This is a genomic window from Mycobacterium paraintracellulare (genome assembly GCF_000276825.1).
GTDB lineage: Bacteria > Actinomycetota > Actinomycetes > Mycobacteriales > Mycobacteriaceae > Mycobacterium > Mycobacterium intracellulare.
Map to the genome: position 1 here is coordinate 1,165,494 of NC_016948.1, position 15,179 is coordinate 1,180,672.

Consider the following 15,179-nt stretch of genomic DNA (forward strand, 5'->3'; position numbering starts at 1 on the left):
ACATGCCGGTCGTCGGCGGGACCGTTGTTGCCGAACTCGCCCGGCGGCGGGGGCGGAGGCACCACCCGTGGCGACCGCTGCCGCCCACACTTGCCTTGACGAGGGAAGCAACCGCAGTTTAGGCCGATGATGCAGCCAGTGAATCCCGCACCGCCAGCACGACTTTCGGGCGAAGCCGGAAGCGGTTGCGCCGGCGCCCCGCCGAACGAAGCGGCCGTCGTGGTGATCGACGGGCCCGCCGACGTCGCGACGACACCGTCGTCGCATCCGACCGCCGAGACAAGCAGCGCGGCACCACCGAGAATTGTGAGGGTCTTCGCGACCAAGAATGTGGACAAAATTTCTCCCTGAAATACAAGGTCCCGCGCGTACACCCGCCGATTGAGAGAGGTGTGCGGTGGCGCGTGAGCAGCAGGAGTTAACGTCGATGCGTCTGAGCGGCCGTCGCGCATGGCATGACGGCCGGTCCTGGCCGATCAGCGTCTGGAGACGCAGAGCCGGGTCAAAAGATCTTGGGCGCCAAGGGAAGTGCCGGGTGTGCACGGGTCGACGGCGTCGGCTCGCCAACTCGACATGGATGAAGCCGGCGACGGTGACCACGGCGGCGCCGGCGTCCAGCGCGGCGAATTCGCTTGCCGGCCATGAGGTGCGGCCGCGGTCGCGGGAGGCTTGTGGTACTCGGCGGACAAACCCTGGTCAGGAGCCGGGTGGTCGTCGTGGCCAATAGCGGCGACCACCGGATGCGGGGCCGCGGACGCGGGAGGCCCGGACCCCGCTGACTCCGAGCGCCACGGGCCGGATCCGACGACCGCGGCTAGCAACACCACCATGGCGGCGATCGCAATGACCGGGCGCGACCGTCGCGGTCTGGTTCCGTCGTTGAACCACACAATGATTGGATTCTAGCGACGGCGCGCTGGGCGCCGCCGAAACTCTGGCCGATCTCATATGTGCCGACCGTGGCCAGACAGGCGGCAGATCAGTCCGGTTCGCCGTACTCGTCGAACCAGTACGCCAGTTTGCCGCGGCGACTCACCGCGCGGAGCCTGCGCTCGGTGGGGGCGCGCGTCTTGGGTGTCGTGACGATCAGCAGCTCATCGCCGGCCTGGATGCGGGTGTGGGGCTGGGGGACGAAGGTGCGGCCTTTCCGGATGATGAGGGTGATGACGGCGGGGTCGGGTAGCCGCAACTCGAGCACCGAGACGTTGTGCAGCCGCGACGGTGGCGACACCGTCATCGTCAACAGTTCGGCCTCCAACACGTCCAGCGGCGCCGCTTCCACCTGGATCTCCCTCGTGGCTTCACGCGAGATCAGCCCGATCCTGTGCGCCAGCAGGCTCAATCCGGGGCCCTGGATCAGGGTGAAGACCACGACCAAAATGAACACGATGTTGAGCAGCCGGTAGCTGTCCGCGACCCCTTCGACGATGGGAAACGTCGCCAGCACGATGGGGACCGCGCCGCGCAACCCGGCCCACGAGAGGAACACCTGCTCGCGCCAGGGCACCCGGAACGGGGCCAGGGAGATCAAGACCGAGAGCGGCCGACCGAGCAACAGCAACACCGCGCCCACGACGATCGCCGGGATCAGTTCGCTGCCCAATTGGCTCGGGCTCACCAACAGGCCGAGGAGCACGAACAGCCCGATCTGGGCCAGCCAGCCGAGCCCCTCCGCGAAGGACCGGGTCGCCGAGCGATGGGGCAACCCGGAGTTCGCCAATATCACCGCCGACAGATACGCGGCGATGAACCCGCTGGCGTGGGCGCTGGCGGCCGCGGCGAACGCCACCATGCCCAGCGCAAACGTCGCCAACGGATAGAGGCCGGAGGCCGGCAGCGCCGCCCGTCGCATCGCGAAGGCGCCCAGCACGCCGCTGAACAGGCCGACCGCGACGCCGACGACCAGCTCGTACACCACGCCAGTCGCGGCGGTTCCCGGCGCCAGCGTCATGGGGGTCGTGCTGAACATGAGCACGAGAATCGCGGCGGGCGCGTCGTTGAATCCGGACTCGGCCTCGAGAAGACCGGCGAGGCGCCTGGGCAGCGGTAGGACGCGCAGGACCGAGAACACCGCGGCGGCATCGGTGGGCGAAACGATCGCCCCGAGCAACAACGAGAGCTGCCAGTTGATGCCGAGCAGCAGGTGCGCGCCCGCGGCGGTGATCACCATGCTGATGCCCACCCCGAGGGTGGCCAGCACACCCGCGGGTGCCAGCAGCTTGCGGATGTCGGCGAACCGCGTCGTCAATCCGCCTTCGACCAGAATGACGGCCAGCGCCGTGGTGCCGAGGTCGCTGGCGAGCTGGACGTCGTTGAATTCCAGCCCCAGCCCGTCGTTGCCGAGGGCCACGCCGACCGCGAGGAACAGCAGCAGGCTGGGCAACCCCACTTTGGCGGCCGCCCGGGTGGCGACGATGCTGGCCAGCAGCACGAGGCCCCCGACCAGCAGCGTCACGTACAGCTGCTGCAAGGTCATGTTGTTCATCGCCGTTCGGTCGCGGCTCAGGCCAGCGAAGTCGGGTTGTGTGCAAGTGAATCACTAGTAACACTAATGACTAGCTGGGGTACACGCCGACCAGCCGTCAGGAGAGTGGATAGTGCGCATCGGGATCGCCGGCGCGGGCGCGGTCGGTCGTTCGGTCGCACTCGAGCTACTCGAGGCCGGTCACCGCGTCTTGCTGATCGAGCGCAACGTCGACCATTACGTACCGCAGACGGTGCCCGACGCGGAGTGGTTACTCGCCGACGCGTGTGAGCTGGCGTCGCTCCAAGAGTCGGGACTGCAGCTGTGCGATGTCGTCATCGCGGCAACCGGCGACGACAAGGTGAACCTCGCGGCGGCGTTGTTGGCCAAGGCCGAGTTCGGGGTCGCCCGAGTGGTGGCGCGCGTCAACGACTTGAGAAACGAGTGGCTGTTCACCGAGGCGTGGGGCATCGACGTGGCGGTCTCCACGCCCCGCGCCATGGTGGCCGGGGTCGAGGGGGCCATCGACGTCGGCCACCTCGTGCAGCTGATGGGGCTCGCGCGCGGTCAGGTCGGCCTGTCGAAACTGACACTGCCGGTGGACAACCCGCTTGTCGGCCGCCGGATTAGTGACCTGCCGCTGCCGGATAACGCCGCGTTGATCACCGTGCTGCGCGCCGGCAGCGTCATCTTGCCGCAGCCCGACGACGTGCTCGAGGCCGGCGACGAAATGTTGTTCGTCGCAGGCAGTGCCGCCGAGAATCAGGTCCGCGCCCTCATCGTCCAGGGTGCCCCGGCCCGGGCGGCGCGCCGGCGTGAAATACCGGCCGGCCCGGTGAGAAACTTGCCCGCCTAGTTCGGGCCCAACGCGTGCCACCTACCTAGAACACGTTCTAGTCTGTGGAACCATGGGATTTCTGAAGCCCGAGCTACCGCAGCTCGACATGGCCGAATGGAACAAGGGCAGCCGCAGCGACAAGATCCGCCCGATGGCCAAGCACTGGGCCGAGGTCGGCTTCGGCACACCGGTCGCGCTGCACCTGTTCTACGTCGTCAAAATCCTGCTCTACATCCTCGGCGCGTGGGTGTTCGCCTCGGCCACCCGCGGCCTCGGCGGGTTCACACAGGTCGCGTCGTGGTGGTCGGAGCCGATCGTGTTCGAGAAGGTCGTGCTCTACACGATGCTGTTCGAGGTGATCGGATTGGGCTGCGGCTTCGGCCCGCTGAACAACCGGTTCTTCCCGCCGATGGGTTCGGTCCTGTACTGGATGCGCTTCGGCACCATCCGGCTGCCACCCTGGCCGGACCGCGTGCCACTGACCAAGGGCACCAAGCGCAAACCGGTCGACGTGGCCCTGTATGCGCTGTTCCTTCTGGTGACGTTCGCGGCGCTGTTCGCCGACGGCACCGGGCCGATCCCCGAACTGGGCACGACCATCGGGCTGCTGCCCGCATGGAAGGTCGTGCTGATCCTGGTGCTGCTCGCGGTGCTCGGCCTGCGCGACAAGGTGATCTTCCTGGCCGCGCGTGGCGAGGTCTACGCGACGATGGCGGTGACGTTCCTGTTCGCCGCGCCCGACATGATCGTCGGGTCCAAGGTGGTGTTCCTGGTGATCTGGATGGGCGCCGCGACATCCAAACTCAACAAACACTTTCCGTTCGTGATCTCCACGATGATGTCGAACAATCCGCTGGTGCGGCCCCGCTGGCTGAAAAGGCGCTTCTTCGAGAAGTTCCCGGACGACCTGCGGCCGGGGTGGCTGTCGCGGTGGCTGGCGCACCTGAGCACCGCCATCGAGATGCTGGTGCCGCTGCCACTGTTCTTCTGTCACGGCGGCTGGCCCGTCACGGTGGCCGCGGTGGTCATGGTGTGCTTCCACCTCGGCATCCTGGTCTCGATCCCGATGGGCGTGCCGCTGGAGTGGAACGTCTTCATGATCTTCGGGGTGCTGTCGCTGTTCGTCGCCCACACCCAGCTCGGTCTCGCGGATCTCAAGCACCCGGTGGTGGTGGCGATCCTGTTTGTCGTGATCGCGGGAATCGTTCTGCTGGGCAACATGTTTCCGCGCAAGATCTCGTTTCTGCCCGGGATGCGGTACTACGCGGGCAACTGGGACACCACGCTGTGGTGCATCAAGCCGTCCGCCAACGACAAGATCGGCAGGGGCATCGTGGCGATCGCCAGCATGCCGCAGGCCCAGCTGGAACGGTTCTATGGCAGCCCGGAGGCGGCGCAGATTCCGCTCTACATGGGATACGCGTTCCGCGGCTTCAACACTCACGGCCGGGCGCTGTTCACGCTGGCGCACCGCGCCATGGCCGGCCAGAACGAGGACGACTACGTCCTCACCGACGGCGAGCGGATCTGCAGCACCGCGATCGGCTGGAACTTCGGCGACGGCCACATGCACAACGAGCAGCTGATCAGCGCGCTGCAGGAGCGCTGCCACTTCGAACCGGGCGAGGTCCGCGTGGTTCTGCTTGACGCGCAACCGATTCACAAGCAAACGCAGGCGTATCGGTTGGTCGACGCCGCGACCGGTGAGTTCGAGCGCGGCATCGTCCGGGTCGCCGACATGGTCACCCGCCAGCCCTGGGCCGACGACGTTCCCGTCGAGGTGGTGTCGGGGTAGGCGCGGTTGTAACGCCACGGCGACATTTCCCGCCGGAAACCGCCGTGGCGTTACTCCCGCGATGCCTCAGACCCCCGCGCGCACTTCCTGCGCGGCGGCGACCATGTTCTTCAGCGACGCGGTCACCTCGTCGGAGTTGCGGGTCTTCAGTCCGCAGTCGGGGTTGACCCAAAGCCGTTCGGCCGGAACGGCTCGCAGCGCCGCGCGCAGCGACTCTGCCATCTCCTCGGTGCTCGGCACCCGGGGCGAGTGGATGTCGTAGACGCCCGGTCCGACGCTGTTGGAGAAGCCGATCGCGTTGAGGTCGTCGAGCACCTCCATGTGTGAGCGTGCCGCCTCGATCGACGTCACGTCGGCATCCAGATCGGCGATCGCGCCGATCACATCGCCGAATTCCGAGTAGCACAGGTGGGTGTGGATCTGCGTGGAGTCCGCGACACCCGACGTGGCCAGCCGGAAAGCCCCTACGGCCCAACGCAAGTAGTCGTCCTGGTCGGCGCGACGCAGCGGCAGCAGCTCACGCAGCGCCGGCTCGTCGACCTGGATCACCGCTATACCGGCGGACTGCAGGTCCACGGTCTCGTCGCGAATCGCGAGCGCCACCTGGTTGGCGGTGTCGGCCAGCGGCTGGTCGTCGCGCACGAACGACCACGCCAGGATCGTCACCGGACCGGTCAGCATGCCCTTCACCGGCTTGTCGGTCAGCGACTGCGCGTACTTGGCCCACTCCACCGTCATCGGGTGCTGGCGGATCACGTCGCCGTAGAGGATCGGCGGACGCACGCAGCGGCTGCCGTAGGACTGCACCCAGCCGTTCTTGGTGGCGAAAAAGCCCTCCAGCTGCTCGGCGAAGTACTGCACCATGTCGTTGCGCTCGGGCTCGCCGTGCACCAGCACGTCGATCCCGAGGTTCTCCTGCAGCTTGATGACGTCGGCGATCTCCTGCTTCATCCGCTTTTCGTACTCGGCCGCGTCGGTCTCGCCGGCGACCAGCGCGGCGCGGGCCTTGCGGATCTGAACGGTCTGCGGAAACGACCCGATCGTCGTCGTCGGCAGCGGCGGCAGCTGCAGCCGCTCGTCCTGGCTGGCCCGGCGCCTCGCCGCGTCACCGCGGTGTGTGCCGGAGGCCACGATCGATTCGATGCGGGCACGGATGCGGTCGTTGTGCAGGCGCGGATCGCTCTTGCGGGAGGCCACCGCGGCGTTCGATGCCGCGATCTCCTCGGCGACCGCCTCGCGCCCCTCGCGCAGCGCGCGAGCGAGCGCCACCACCTCGCCGACCTTCTCCTGTCCGAAGGCCAGCCAGCTGCGCAGCGCCTCGTCGAGTCCGGTCTCCGGCTCCAACGAATACGGGACGTGCAGCGTTGAGCAGGATGTCGAGACGGCAACCGCGGCAGCCGAACCCAGCAGGCTCGCCAGCTTGTCCAGCGCCGCCTGCAGGTCGGTGCGCCAGATGTTGCGTCCGTCGACGACGCCGGCCACCAGTACCTTGTCGGCTAGTTCGGGGACCGCGGCGATCGCCGTGTCGGGACCGTAGACCAGGTCGACGCCGATGGCCTCGACGGGCGTGCGGGCCAGACCGGCCAACGCCGCGCCGGGGTCACCGAAGTAGGTGGCGACGTAGATCGACGGCCGGTTGCTCACCGCGCCGAGCTTGTTGTAGACGGCCTCGGCCAACGCGGGCGCGTCGGGGGAGGCGTCGGTCACCAGCGCCGGCTCGTCGAGCTGCACCCACTGCGCGCCGTTATCGGCGAGCAGCGACAGCAGCTCGGAATAGATCGGCACCAGTTCCTCGAGTCGTTCGATGGGTGCGCCCGCGCCGTCGACGCCCTTGCTGAGCAGCAGGAAGGTGATCGGCCCGATGACGACCGGCCGCGCGGGAATGCCCTGTGCCAGTGCTTCTTTCAGCTCCGAGAGCACCTTGTCGGGGTTCAGCGCGAACTTCGTGGTGGGGGCGATCTCGGGAACGATGTAGTGGTAGTTGGTGTCGAACCACTTGGTCATCTCCAGCGGCGCGACGTCGGAATTGCCGCGCGCGGCAGCGAAGTAGCGGTCGAGGTCGTCGGAGACGTGCGTGGCCCGCGCCGGCAGCGCGTCGAGCATCACCGCGGTGTCCAGCATCTGGTCGTAGTAGGAGAAGGTGTTCACGGGCACCGAGTCGAGGCCCGCGGCCGCCAGGCTCGCCCAGGTGTCGCGGCGCAGTGTCGCGGCGACGGATTCCAGTTCCGATCTGCTGGTGCGGCCGGCCCAGTAGCCCTCGGTGGCGCGCTTGAGTTCGCGTTTCGGGCCGATGCGCGGCGAGCCGGTAACCGTGGCGGTGAATGGTTGAGTGGTCACGTTTTTCGTCCTTTTATCAACGGTCTGGTCACCGCCGGCGGACGCGAGGCCGAACCGTCTCGCGGTGCGTGCCCGATTTTCTTTCAGGCACTTACCACTAACGGTTACGGTCAAACGCCCATTCCACGAGGCGATGAGCCCGCCGGACGCGGCGCGTCCGGCACAGCTGGCAGGTCTTCGGACTCGCAGGCGCGCACCAGGTGGTGCTCACGCCCGGCCGACGATGCGGCCCGGAAGGGCCGCTGAGGAGCCGGGCAGTTCCTAATGGCCGTCGCTTCCCAGTCTTTTCGCCAGACCAGTGCTCGTGACGGCGGTCGTTCCTGCATACCGCTGCGGGACAGTCCCGGACTCCCACCGGGTTCCCTCTTGCGAAGCATGTCTAACATGTCTCGCTCGATGCCGACGCCGCGTTGTGCGGTGACGGCAGACCAGCTGCGTAGCGCAGCTTACTCCGCTGGTGACGGGGTCAGCGAGCCAGTGCCTGGGCGATCGGGACGTCGCCGTTGTTGAACTCGATGGTGCGGCCGATCGTGGAGTCGTCCGCCAGCGCGGCGGCGGCGACGTGCGCGACGTCGGCGCGCGAAACCGAGCCGTTGCCCTCGCCCAGCGCGATGCGCCCGGTCGCCGGCTCGAGGGTGAGCCGACCCGGGCCCAGGACCGTCCAGTCCAAGTCGCTGGCGCGCAGGTGGGCGTCCGCTGCCGCCTTGGCCTCCGCGTAGGCGAAGAACGGGTCGCCTTGTGGCACACCATGATCCGGGCCCGCGCCGAAGTAGGACACCATCACGAACCGCGTGACGCCCGCCTGGGCCGCGGCATCGATCACCCGGATGGCCGCGTCGCGGTCGACGGCATAGGTCCGTGCCGGGTTGCCGCCGCCGGCCCCGGCGGAGAACACGACCGCGTCATGCCCGGCCAGCAAGCCGGCCAACGCGTCGGTGTCGAGCCGCTCGATGTCGGCCGTCACCGGTTCGGCGCCGGTGGCGGCGACATCGCCGGCGTGGTCCGGGTTGCGGAAGACCGAGCTCACGTCGTCGCCGCGTTCGGTCAGGATCCGGGCCAGTTGCAGGGCGACCTTGCCGTGGCCGCCGATGAGGGCGATGCGAGCCATGCCCCCACGCTACTTCCCGCCAAACTGCAACTCCCGACGCGAACGCCGGGTAAGCGGTAGGCGGTTACGGTCTCACGGGAGAAAGGTTAGAGCTTCACCTTGCCCATGATGATGTCGATGATCGGCTTGCCCGGCGCGTAGGCGCCGGTCATCGAGGCCATGGTGTGGCCCGAGTCCACCAGCAGGGTGATCCCGCTGACGCCGCAGGCCGCCTCGCTGTTGAGGAAGGCCATCACGTCGCCCATCTGCTCGGGCGTGTGCACCTTGGAGCCGGTCTCGTCGCGGTAGTCCTGGGCGAAGGACAGCCACAGGTCGGCGTTGGCCTGGGCCAGCGGGGTGTCGGTCGGGCCGGGGCAGATCGCGTTGATGCGAATGCCCTTCTTCGCCAACGGGTAGCCCTGGGTCGCCACGTAGGTGTTGATCACCTTTTTGCTGGTGCCGTAGTGGTTGATCCCTTCGGCCTCGTGCGCCTGGCACCACGCCTCCGCCGCCGCGAAGTCCGGGGTGGCCAAAAATTCCAGCATCAGGTCCAGGTCGTTCTCCCAGCCCATGCCCGCGACCGAGGAGATGAAGCAGATGGCCGAGCCGTTGGGCAGTTGGTCCTTTTCCAGCAGGCGGTCGATCAGGTGGCGGTGGCCGATGAAGTTGATCTTCATCAGGTCGATCGTTCCGTCGGCGACGCCGGCGGCGGAGAACACCGCGTGGATGGGGCCGTCGACCTGCTCGAGGGCGGAATCGATGGACGCGGGGTCGCGCAGGTCCACCTGGACGGACTGGGCGACCTTGTAGTCCACCGGCGCGTAGTCCATCACGATCACTTCGGCCCCCAGTTCGGCCGCTGACTTGGCCGCGGCGGCGCCCATGCCAGTCGCGCCGCCGACCACCAGAGCGCGCTTGCCGTCGTAGCGCAACCGATCGACAATGGTCATGGAAATCCCCTTCTCGGATAATGCCAACGCGGTTCTAACTGCTCAACTGTATGGGTAACAGTTATTTGGTTCAATACCGGGGCGGGTTATTGCGGTTTACTTGCCGCGCACGGCGACGCCGCGCAGCACGGTGTCGCGGGCGTGTACCAGTCCCGCGCGTTTGCCGACGTCTCGGAGGATGTTCTCCGGTATCCACTGCAGGCCGACCACGCAGCGTGCCAACATCGCGGTGGACGGCGCGTCGACGCCGATCTCCCCGGACCGGATCCCCTCGGAAAGCAGCGTTTTCATTTGCCGCAGCCGCGTGGCGTACAGCCAGCCCGGGTTGGGCGTGTCCGGGGGCGATTGACGCATCCAGGCGAGTTGGATCCTGAACTCGTCGGAAAACCGGTCGAGCGCGTTGACATTGACCCAACTCAGCGCGTCCAGCTTTTCGATCGGGGTGGCATCCGAGCGCAGGACGTTGACCCAGCCCGCCTCCACCTTCTTGCCGAAGGACTCCATGATCGAGGCGAGCAGCTCGTCCTTGGATCCGATCACCCGGTACACGGTCCCGGTGCCAAGCCCGGCGGCCGACGCGATGTCCCTGATGGTGGTGACCTCATAACCCCTGCGTCCGAATTCCGTTCGCGCCACCGCGCGCACGAGTGCCGCCTTGTCGCTGGGGTCGGCGTCGCTGTCGTCGGACCAGGTGGCGATGACGTCGTCGGCGGCGGCGAAGGCCTTCGAGCGGTCCAGCGCGGCGTCGGTCGGCGAGCGAGTTGCCAACCCTTGCAGGATGATTCGGCACAGCAGGCCGGCCACCTGATCCCCGGGAGATTTGTGGCGCATGACGTCGAGGCCGACCTGCAGCATGGTTTGGCAGATGCGGTCGGCCAGTGTGGGCAGGTCGATGTCGGGTTTGATGTAACCACTCCACCGGCCGGCGCGCAGCGTTTGCAGCATCGCCTCCTGAATCGCGACCGGCCGCTGCTGCGTCAGCTTGATCAGCTCCGGATCCGTGCTCGGCCCCTCGTAGAAGGACATCTGCAGGGCGGCGCGGTGTTCGACGGCGCAGTTGGCGATCGCCGCCCCGAGCTCGATGATCTGTTCGGCGACCGGACGGGAGTCCGGTTCGTCCAGCTTCGCCTGCGCGGACCGGCCGATCCGTTCCAGATCGTCTTGGTAGCGCCGGATCAGCTCGACGAGGATCGCCTCTTTGGACTCGAAGTGGTGATACAGGCTGCCGGGAAGAATGCCTGCGGCATCGGCGATTTCCTGTAGCGAGGTCCGCAATCCGGAGGACGCGATCAGTGATGCCGCCGTGGCAAGGATCTCGACGCGGCGCGTGGGGGAGTCGGTGGTTCCGCCGGACCGCAGTGACTCGGCTTTCGCCATGATCAGCGGTGTGGGAGTCCGGACGAGCGCGGGGTGGCGAGCATGCGCATTCGTCCTCTCGTGCCGAACCAAATCTTTGTTAGAGGCTATCAGACCCGGGCCCGATGAATGCGCTGCACAAGCGGCGAAAACCCCATTCTAGAGCGCCGGGCCATCCCAGCGGTCGCGCGCGACCACGTCCTCGACCGGGCGCCGCGGGGCCGGCCGGAAGGTGCGGCCCGCGCGTAGGCGGCCCACCGGCAGCAGGCAGCCCTGAACGTAGGTTTGCGGAATCCCGAGCAACTTTCGGACTTCTTCCTCGTGGTGCAGGTGCAGCGTCGTGATGCAGGTCCCGTATCCGCGGGTGTGCAGGGCCAGCTGAAAATTCCACACCGGCGGGAAGATCGAACCGTACAGCGTTGCCAGGTGGAACGATTCGTCACCGTCGATGCGCGGCAAGTAGGGCTCGTAGCAAGGGATCACCAGCAGCGGCACGCGCGCCATGTTCTCCACCAGCCACTCGGTGGACGACATGACCCGGCTCTCGGGTGTTCCCGCCGGCATCAGATCGGCAAGCAGCTGCCCGCCGACCCGCCGCAGGTAGGCCTCGCGATACAGCTCGGCGATCTTGGCGCGCAGCGCCGGATCGGCGATCACGAGCCAGCGCCACGACTGCGCGTTGGACCCGTTCGCGGCCTGCAGGCCGATCCGCAGGCACTCACGGATGTTGCCGAGATCGACGTCGGCGTCCAGGTCGAGCGACTTTCGCGCCGACGGGGTTGCGGTGAGCAGATAATCGATCTCCATCAGTGACGGCCTCTCTTCGCAAGGCGCGCACCGATTTCGGTGAGGTACCGGTCGGGCCCGCCGAGAAACGCGCTCCAGCCCAGCAAGCGCTTGAGATAGAGGTGAGCGTCGTGCTCCCAGGTGTAGCCGATCCCGCCGAACACCTGGATGGCGGTGTCGGCCACGGTCGCCAGCCGCCCGGCGAACGCCTTGGCCCGCAGCGCGGCAAGATGCCGCTCGCCGCCGGATTGCCCGTCGGCGCCGGGGTGCGCGTCGCTGGCCCACAGGGCGTGGATCACCCCGCTGCGGGCCAGCTCGACGGTCTCGTACATGTCGACGCACAGATGCTGGATCGCCTGGAACGAGCCGATCGGCTGACCGAATTGCGTTCGGGCTTTGGCGTAGCCGACGGCGAGGTCCATGACTGCGCGCGCGACGCCGAGCGCGTCGGCGGCGGACGCGATCAGCACGTCGTCGATCACCGCGGCGATCTGGTGCGCAGACACCGGGGCCAGGCGCCGGGCGGGGGCGGCGTCGAACGAGACGCGAAACTGCTTGCGGGTCGGGTCGATGCCGGGCTGGGCCGCAATTGACACCCCGGGCGAGCCGTTTCGCACCGCGAAAAGCCCGGTGTCGCCGGCATCGTCGGCGAGCACGAGCAGCTCGTCGGCGGCGGCGGCATCGGGTACGCCGATGGCCTCGCCGCGGAGGGCCACACCGTCGTCGCGGCGGCTGGCGGTGACGGACGCGTTGCCGAGGTCCAGGAAGCAGACGGCGGCGATCGTGGTGCCGTCCGCGATCCCGCACAGCAGCTCTGCGGCGGTATCGTTGGCGCCCAACAGGTTCAGCGCCTGTGGGGCGGCCACCGCGGTCGACAACCACGGTCCCGGATGCAGTGCGGCCCCCAGCTCTTCGGCGACGATGCCGGCCTCGACCATCGTCATGCCGGAGCCGCCGCAGTCCTCCGGCACCAGCAGACCGGTGACGCCGAGACCGGCCAGGCCCCGCCACACCGACTCATCGGTGCCGGTCGGGTCGTCGAGTAGCGGGCGCACGTGGTCGGAGACGGAGGCCTTTTCGGCGAGGAAGCGCCGCGTGGTGTCGCGCAGCGCTACCTGCTCGTCGCTGAGTTCGAGGTTCATTTTCGCGGCAGCCCCAGTACCCGTTGGGCGGTGATGTTCTTGTTGATCTGGCTGGTGCCGCCCGCGATGGTCAGCGCGCGCGACGTCAGGCGGTAGTCCGCCCACGGGGCACCGGTGTCGCGGCCGCCCAGCGCGTCAAAGGCCAGGGCGGCCAGGTCCTGCCCGATCTCGCCCCACACGGTCTTGGCGAGGCTGGCCGACCCCAATGCATCACCGCCGTGCATCGTGGCCGAGATCGATCGTTGACACAGGACTTCGAGATACTTGATGCGGACGGCGATTTCGCCGAGGCGCCGCAGCGTGACCGGGTCGTCCAGCGCGCCGGTGTCCGCCGCGGCGAGATCGTCCACCAGCTCTTCGAGCCGCACCTGCATCTCGGCGTACAACCGGGCGGCCCCGGCACGCTCGTGGCTGAGCGTGGTGGTGGCCACCTGCCAGCCGGCATTGAGTGGCCCGAGCAAGGCGTCCGACGGCACCCGCACGTCGTGAAAGAACACCTCGGCGAAGTCGGCGTCGCCGTTGAGCGTGACCAGCGGGCGTGCCTCGATGCCGGGCAGGGTCATGTCGACGATCAGACAGGAGATCCCCTTGTGCTTGGGAGCGTCGGGATCGGTGCGCACGTAGAGCTGGCACCAGTCGGCCCGATGTCCCAGCGACGTCCAGATCTTTTGGCCGTTGACGATGAAGTCGTCGCCGTCACGCACGGCGCGGGTGCGCAACGCCGCGAGGTCCGAGCCCGCCTCGGGTTCCGACATGCCCTGACACCAGATGTCGTCGGCGCGCATCATGCGCGGGAGCAGGGTGCGCTTCTGGGACTCGGTGCCGTATTGCATGATCGCCGGCGCGATGTTGTTCAGCCCAATGACGTTGAGCGGCACGGGCGCTCGGGCGCGGGTGGTTTCCTCGGTGTAGACCAGTTGCTCGAGCACCGACGCGCCGCGCCCGCCGTACTCACGCGGCCACGACACCGCGGCCCATCCCGCGTCGGCCATCGTCGCGTTCCACACGCGCAGCTTCTCGAACGCGGCGTCGTCGCGCCCGGTGGGCCGGCGGGCGGCCACCAGCTCGTCGGTCAGGTTTTCCGAAAGCCACTCACGCAGCTCGGTGCGGAACTGTTCCACTTCCGCCGGGTATGAGAAGTCCACTTTCCCGGACTTTACGGTTGGGCACATAGGGGGTCAATGACGCGACGCCAGAAGCGGACGATCACGGGGCGTGCGCGGCCCCGACCGCGCGCGCAGCGCTGCGCGCGGTCGTAGATCGCCGTGCGATCGACCGGGCGCCGGACCTGCTCGCGCAGTTGGTCATCCACGGTCAGCTCCCGTGGTGTTGGGGTGCGGGGAATTCGATGTCGGTCCCGCCCGGCATCGGGCTGACACCGCGCCGCGCGCACACTTCGAGCACCTCGTCGACGATTGATGAGGGGATGATGAACTTCTCCGTCGACGACATCTGCTCGAGGTGTGCCTCGATGTCCTCGGCGGTGGGCCGGCTGCCCGCGTCGGAGAGCCATCCTTGGGTGAGGCCCACGAACACCCGCGCGTAGCGGCCGGCGGATGCCGAATAGTTGCGATGGCTGAACGTGCAGGCCCTGCTGGCGAGAAAAATCACCAACGGCACGACGAGTTCGGGCCTGATGGCCTGCATGAACCCGGATTCGGCGAGGAACTTCTCGTCACCGACGGTTTCGGTGACCATGCGCGAGAAGCCGGTCGGCAGCACGGAATTGGCGAGTATCCCGTGTGCCTCGCCTTCGATCGCGATGACGTTCGTCAACCCGACCAGGCCGGCCTTGGCTGCGGCGTAGTGCGCCTCCATCGGCTGACCGAAGATCCCGGCGGATGACGAGATGAACACGAATCGGCCGCCGCCGTTCTTCTTCATCACGCGGTACGCGGACTGCGACAGGTGAAAGCCGCCGTCGAGATGCACCCGCAGCATGCGCGCCCAGTCGTCGTGCGAGAGGTCCTCGAAGGGTGCACTGCCGAAGATGCCGGCGTTGCTGATCACCGCGTCCAGGCGACCGTACGTGTCGACCGCGGTGTCGACGATCGCCTGACCACCGGCGGGGGTGTCGACCGAGTCGTAGGAAGCGATCGCGGTGCCGCCGGCCTTCGTGATCTCGTCGACCACGTCGTCGGCCACGCGGGCGTCGGCGGCTTCGTCTGGAAGGCCCCGCATTCCGCCGCCCAGGTCGTTGACCACCACCGCGGCGCCGCGGCGGGCCAGGTCCAGCGCGTACAGCCGACCGAGCCCGCGGCCGGCGCCGGTCACCACCGCCACCTGGCCGGTGAAGTCAATCATGATGTGCTCCCGACTAACTCGTGTCCACCCAGGTGGAGCTCCGACCCGTTGGGACAGACCAACCCGGGCGATTGACTGCGCTCACGGCGGACTTTACGGTGGAACAGATATTTGGTCAAC

Annotated in this window: 11 protein-coding genes and 1 riboswitch; of the genes, 2 read left to right on the top strand and 9 right to left on the bottom strand. The window is 67.8% G+C overall.

The window, feature by feature from the left end:
- Nucleotides 1-979: 979 nt before the first annotated feature.
- Nucleotides 980-2,476 carry a potassium/proton antiporter gene (locus tag OCQ_RS05745; RefSeq protein ID WP_026071435.1) on the bottom strand — a complete coding sequence of 499 codons (1,497 nt, stop codon included), beginning with the start codon at nt 2,474-2,476 and terminating at the stop codon, nt 980-982.
- 121 nt (nt 2,477-2,597) lie between these two features.
- Between OCQ_RS05745 and OCQ_RS05750 the strand changes: the two genes are divergently transcribed.
- Together OCQ_RS05750 and OCQ_RS05755 are read left to right on the top strand one after the other, a co-directional pair.
- Nucleotides 2,598-3,320 (top strand): potassium channel family protein, encoded by a 723-nt coding sequence (locus OCQ_RS05750; RefSeq protein WP_009957546.1) that lies wholly within the window; start codon nt 2,598-2,600, stop codon nt 3,318-3,320.
- 52 nt (nt 3,321-3,372) lie between these two features.
- Nucleotides 3,373-5,097: a DUF3556 domain-containing protein gene (locus OCQ_RS05755; RefSeq protein ID WP_014384010.1), complete on the top strand. Its 1,725-nt coding sequence runs from the start codon at nt 3,373-3,375 to the stop codon at nt 5,095-5,097.
- Nucleotides 5,098-5,163: 66 nt separating this feature from the next.
- Here OCQ_RS05755 and metE read toward each other — a convergent pair whose 3' ends face one another.
- From metE to OCQ_RS05795, 8 genes are all read right to left on the bottom strand, one after another.
- Nucleotides 5,164-7,434 (bottom strand): 5-methyltetrahydropteroyltriglutamate--homocysteine S-methyltransferase, encoded by a 2,271-nt coding sequence (metE, locus tag OCQ_RS05760; protein ID WP_014384011.1) that lies wholly within the window; start codon nt 7,432-7,434, stop codon nt 5,164-5,166.
- A gap of 169 nt (nt 7,435-7,603) precedes the next feature.
- Nucleotides 7,604-7,827, bottom strand: a riboswitch (cobalamin riboswitch).
- 73 nt (nt 7,828-7,900) lie between these two features.
- Nucleotides 7,901-8,542, bottom strand: a complete 642-nt coding sequence (locus OCQ_RS05765; protein WP_014384012.1) for an SDR family oxidoreductase — start codon at nt 8,540-8,542, stop codon at nt 7,901-7,903.
- Between the two features lie 86 nt (nt 8,543-8,628).
- Complete coding sequence (locus OCQ_RS05770; RefSeq protein ID WP_008254428.1) at nt 8,629-9,471, bottom strand: SDR family oxidoreductase; 843 nt, start codon at nt 9,469-9,471, stop codon at nt 8,629-8,631.
- 96 nt (nt 9,472-9,567) lie between these two features.
- Nucleotides 9,568-10,848, bottom strand: coding sequence for a TetR/AcrR family transcriptional regulator (locus OCQ_RS05775; protein ID WP_014384013.1), 1,281 nt, complete (start codon nt 10,846-10,848; stop codon nt 9,568-9,570).
- A 138-nt stretch (nt 10,849-10,986) separates the two neighbouring features.
- On the bottom strand, nt 10,987-11,634 hold the full coding sequence (locus tag OCQ_RS05780) for a nitroreductase family protein (RefSeq protein WP_014384014.1): 648 nt from the start codon (nt 11,632-11,634) through the stop codon (nt 10,987-10,989).
- The gene (locus tag OCQ_RS05785; RefSeq protein WP_014384015.1) at nt 11,634-12,755 is read right to left on the bottom strand and encodes an acyl-CoA dehydrogenase family protein; all 1,122 of its coding nucleotides are present in this window, start codon (nt 12,753-12,755) and stop codon (nt 11,634-11,636) included. The genes OCQ_RS05780 and OCQ_RS05785 overlap by 1 nt, the downstream gene beginning before the upstream one ends.
- The gene (locus OCQ_RS05790) at nt 12,752-13,927 is read right to left on the bottom strand and encodes an acyl-CoA dehydrogenase family protein (protein ID WP_179960062.1); all 1,176 of its coding nucleotides are present in this window, start codon (nt 13,925-13,927) and stop codon (nt 12,752-12,754) included. The genes OCQ_RS05785 and OCQ_RS05790 overlap by 4 nt, the downstream gene beginning before the upstream one ends.
- A gap of 142 nt (nt 13,928-14,069) precedes the next feature.
- On the bottom strand, nt 14,070-15,059 hold the full coding sequence (locus tag OCQ_RS05795) for an SDR family NAD(P)-dependent oxidoreductase (protein WP_014384017.1): 990 nt from the start codon (nt 15,057-15,059) through the stop codon (nt 14,070-14,072).
- Nucleotides 15,060-15,179 lie beyond the last annotated feature (120 nt).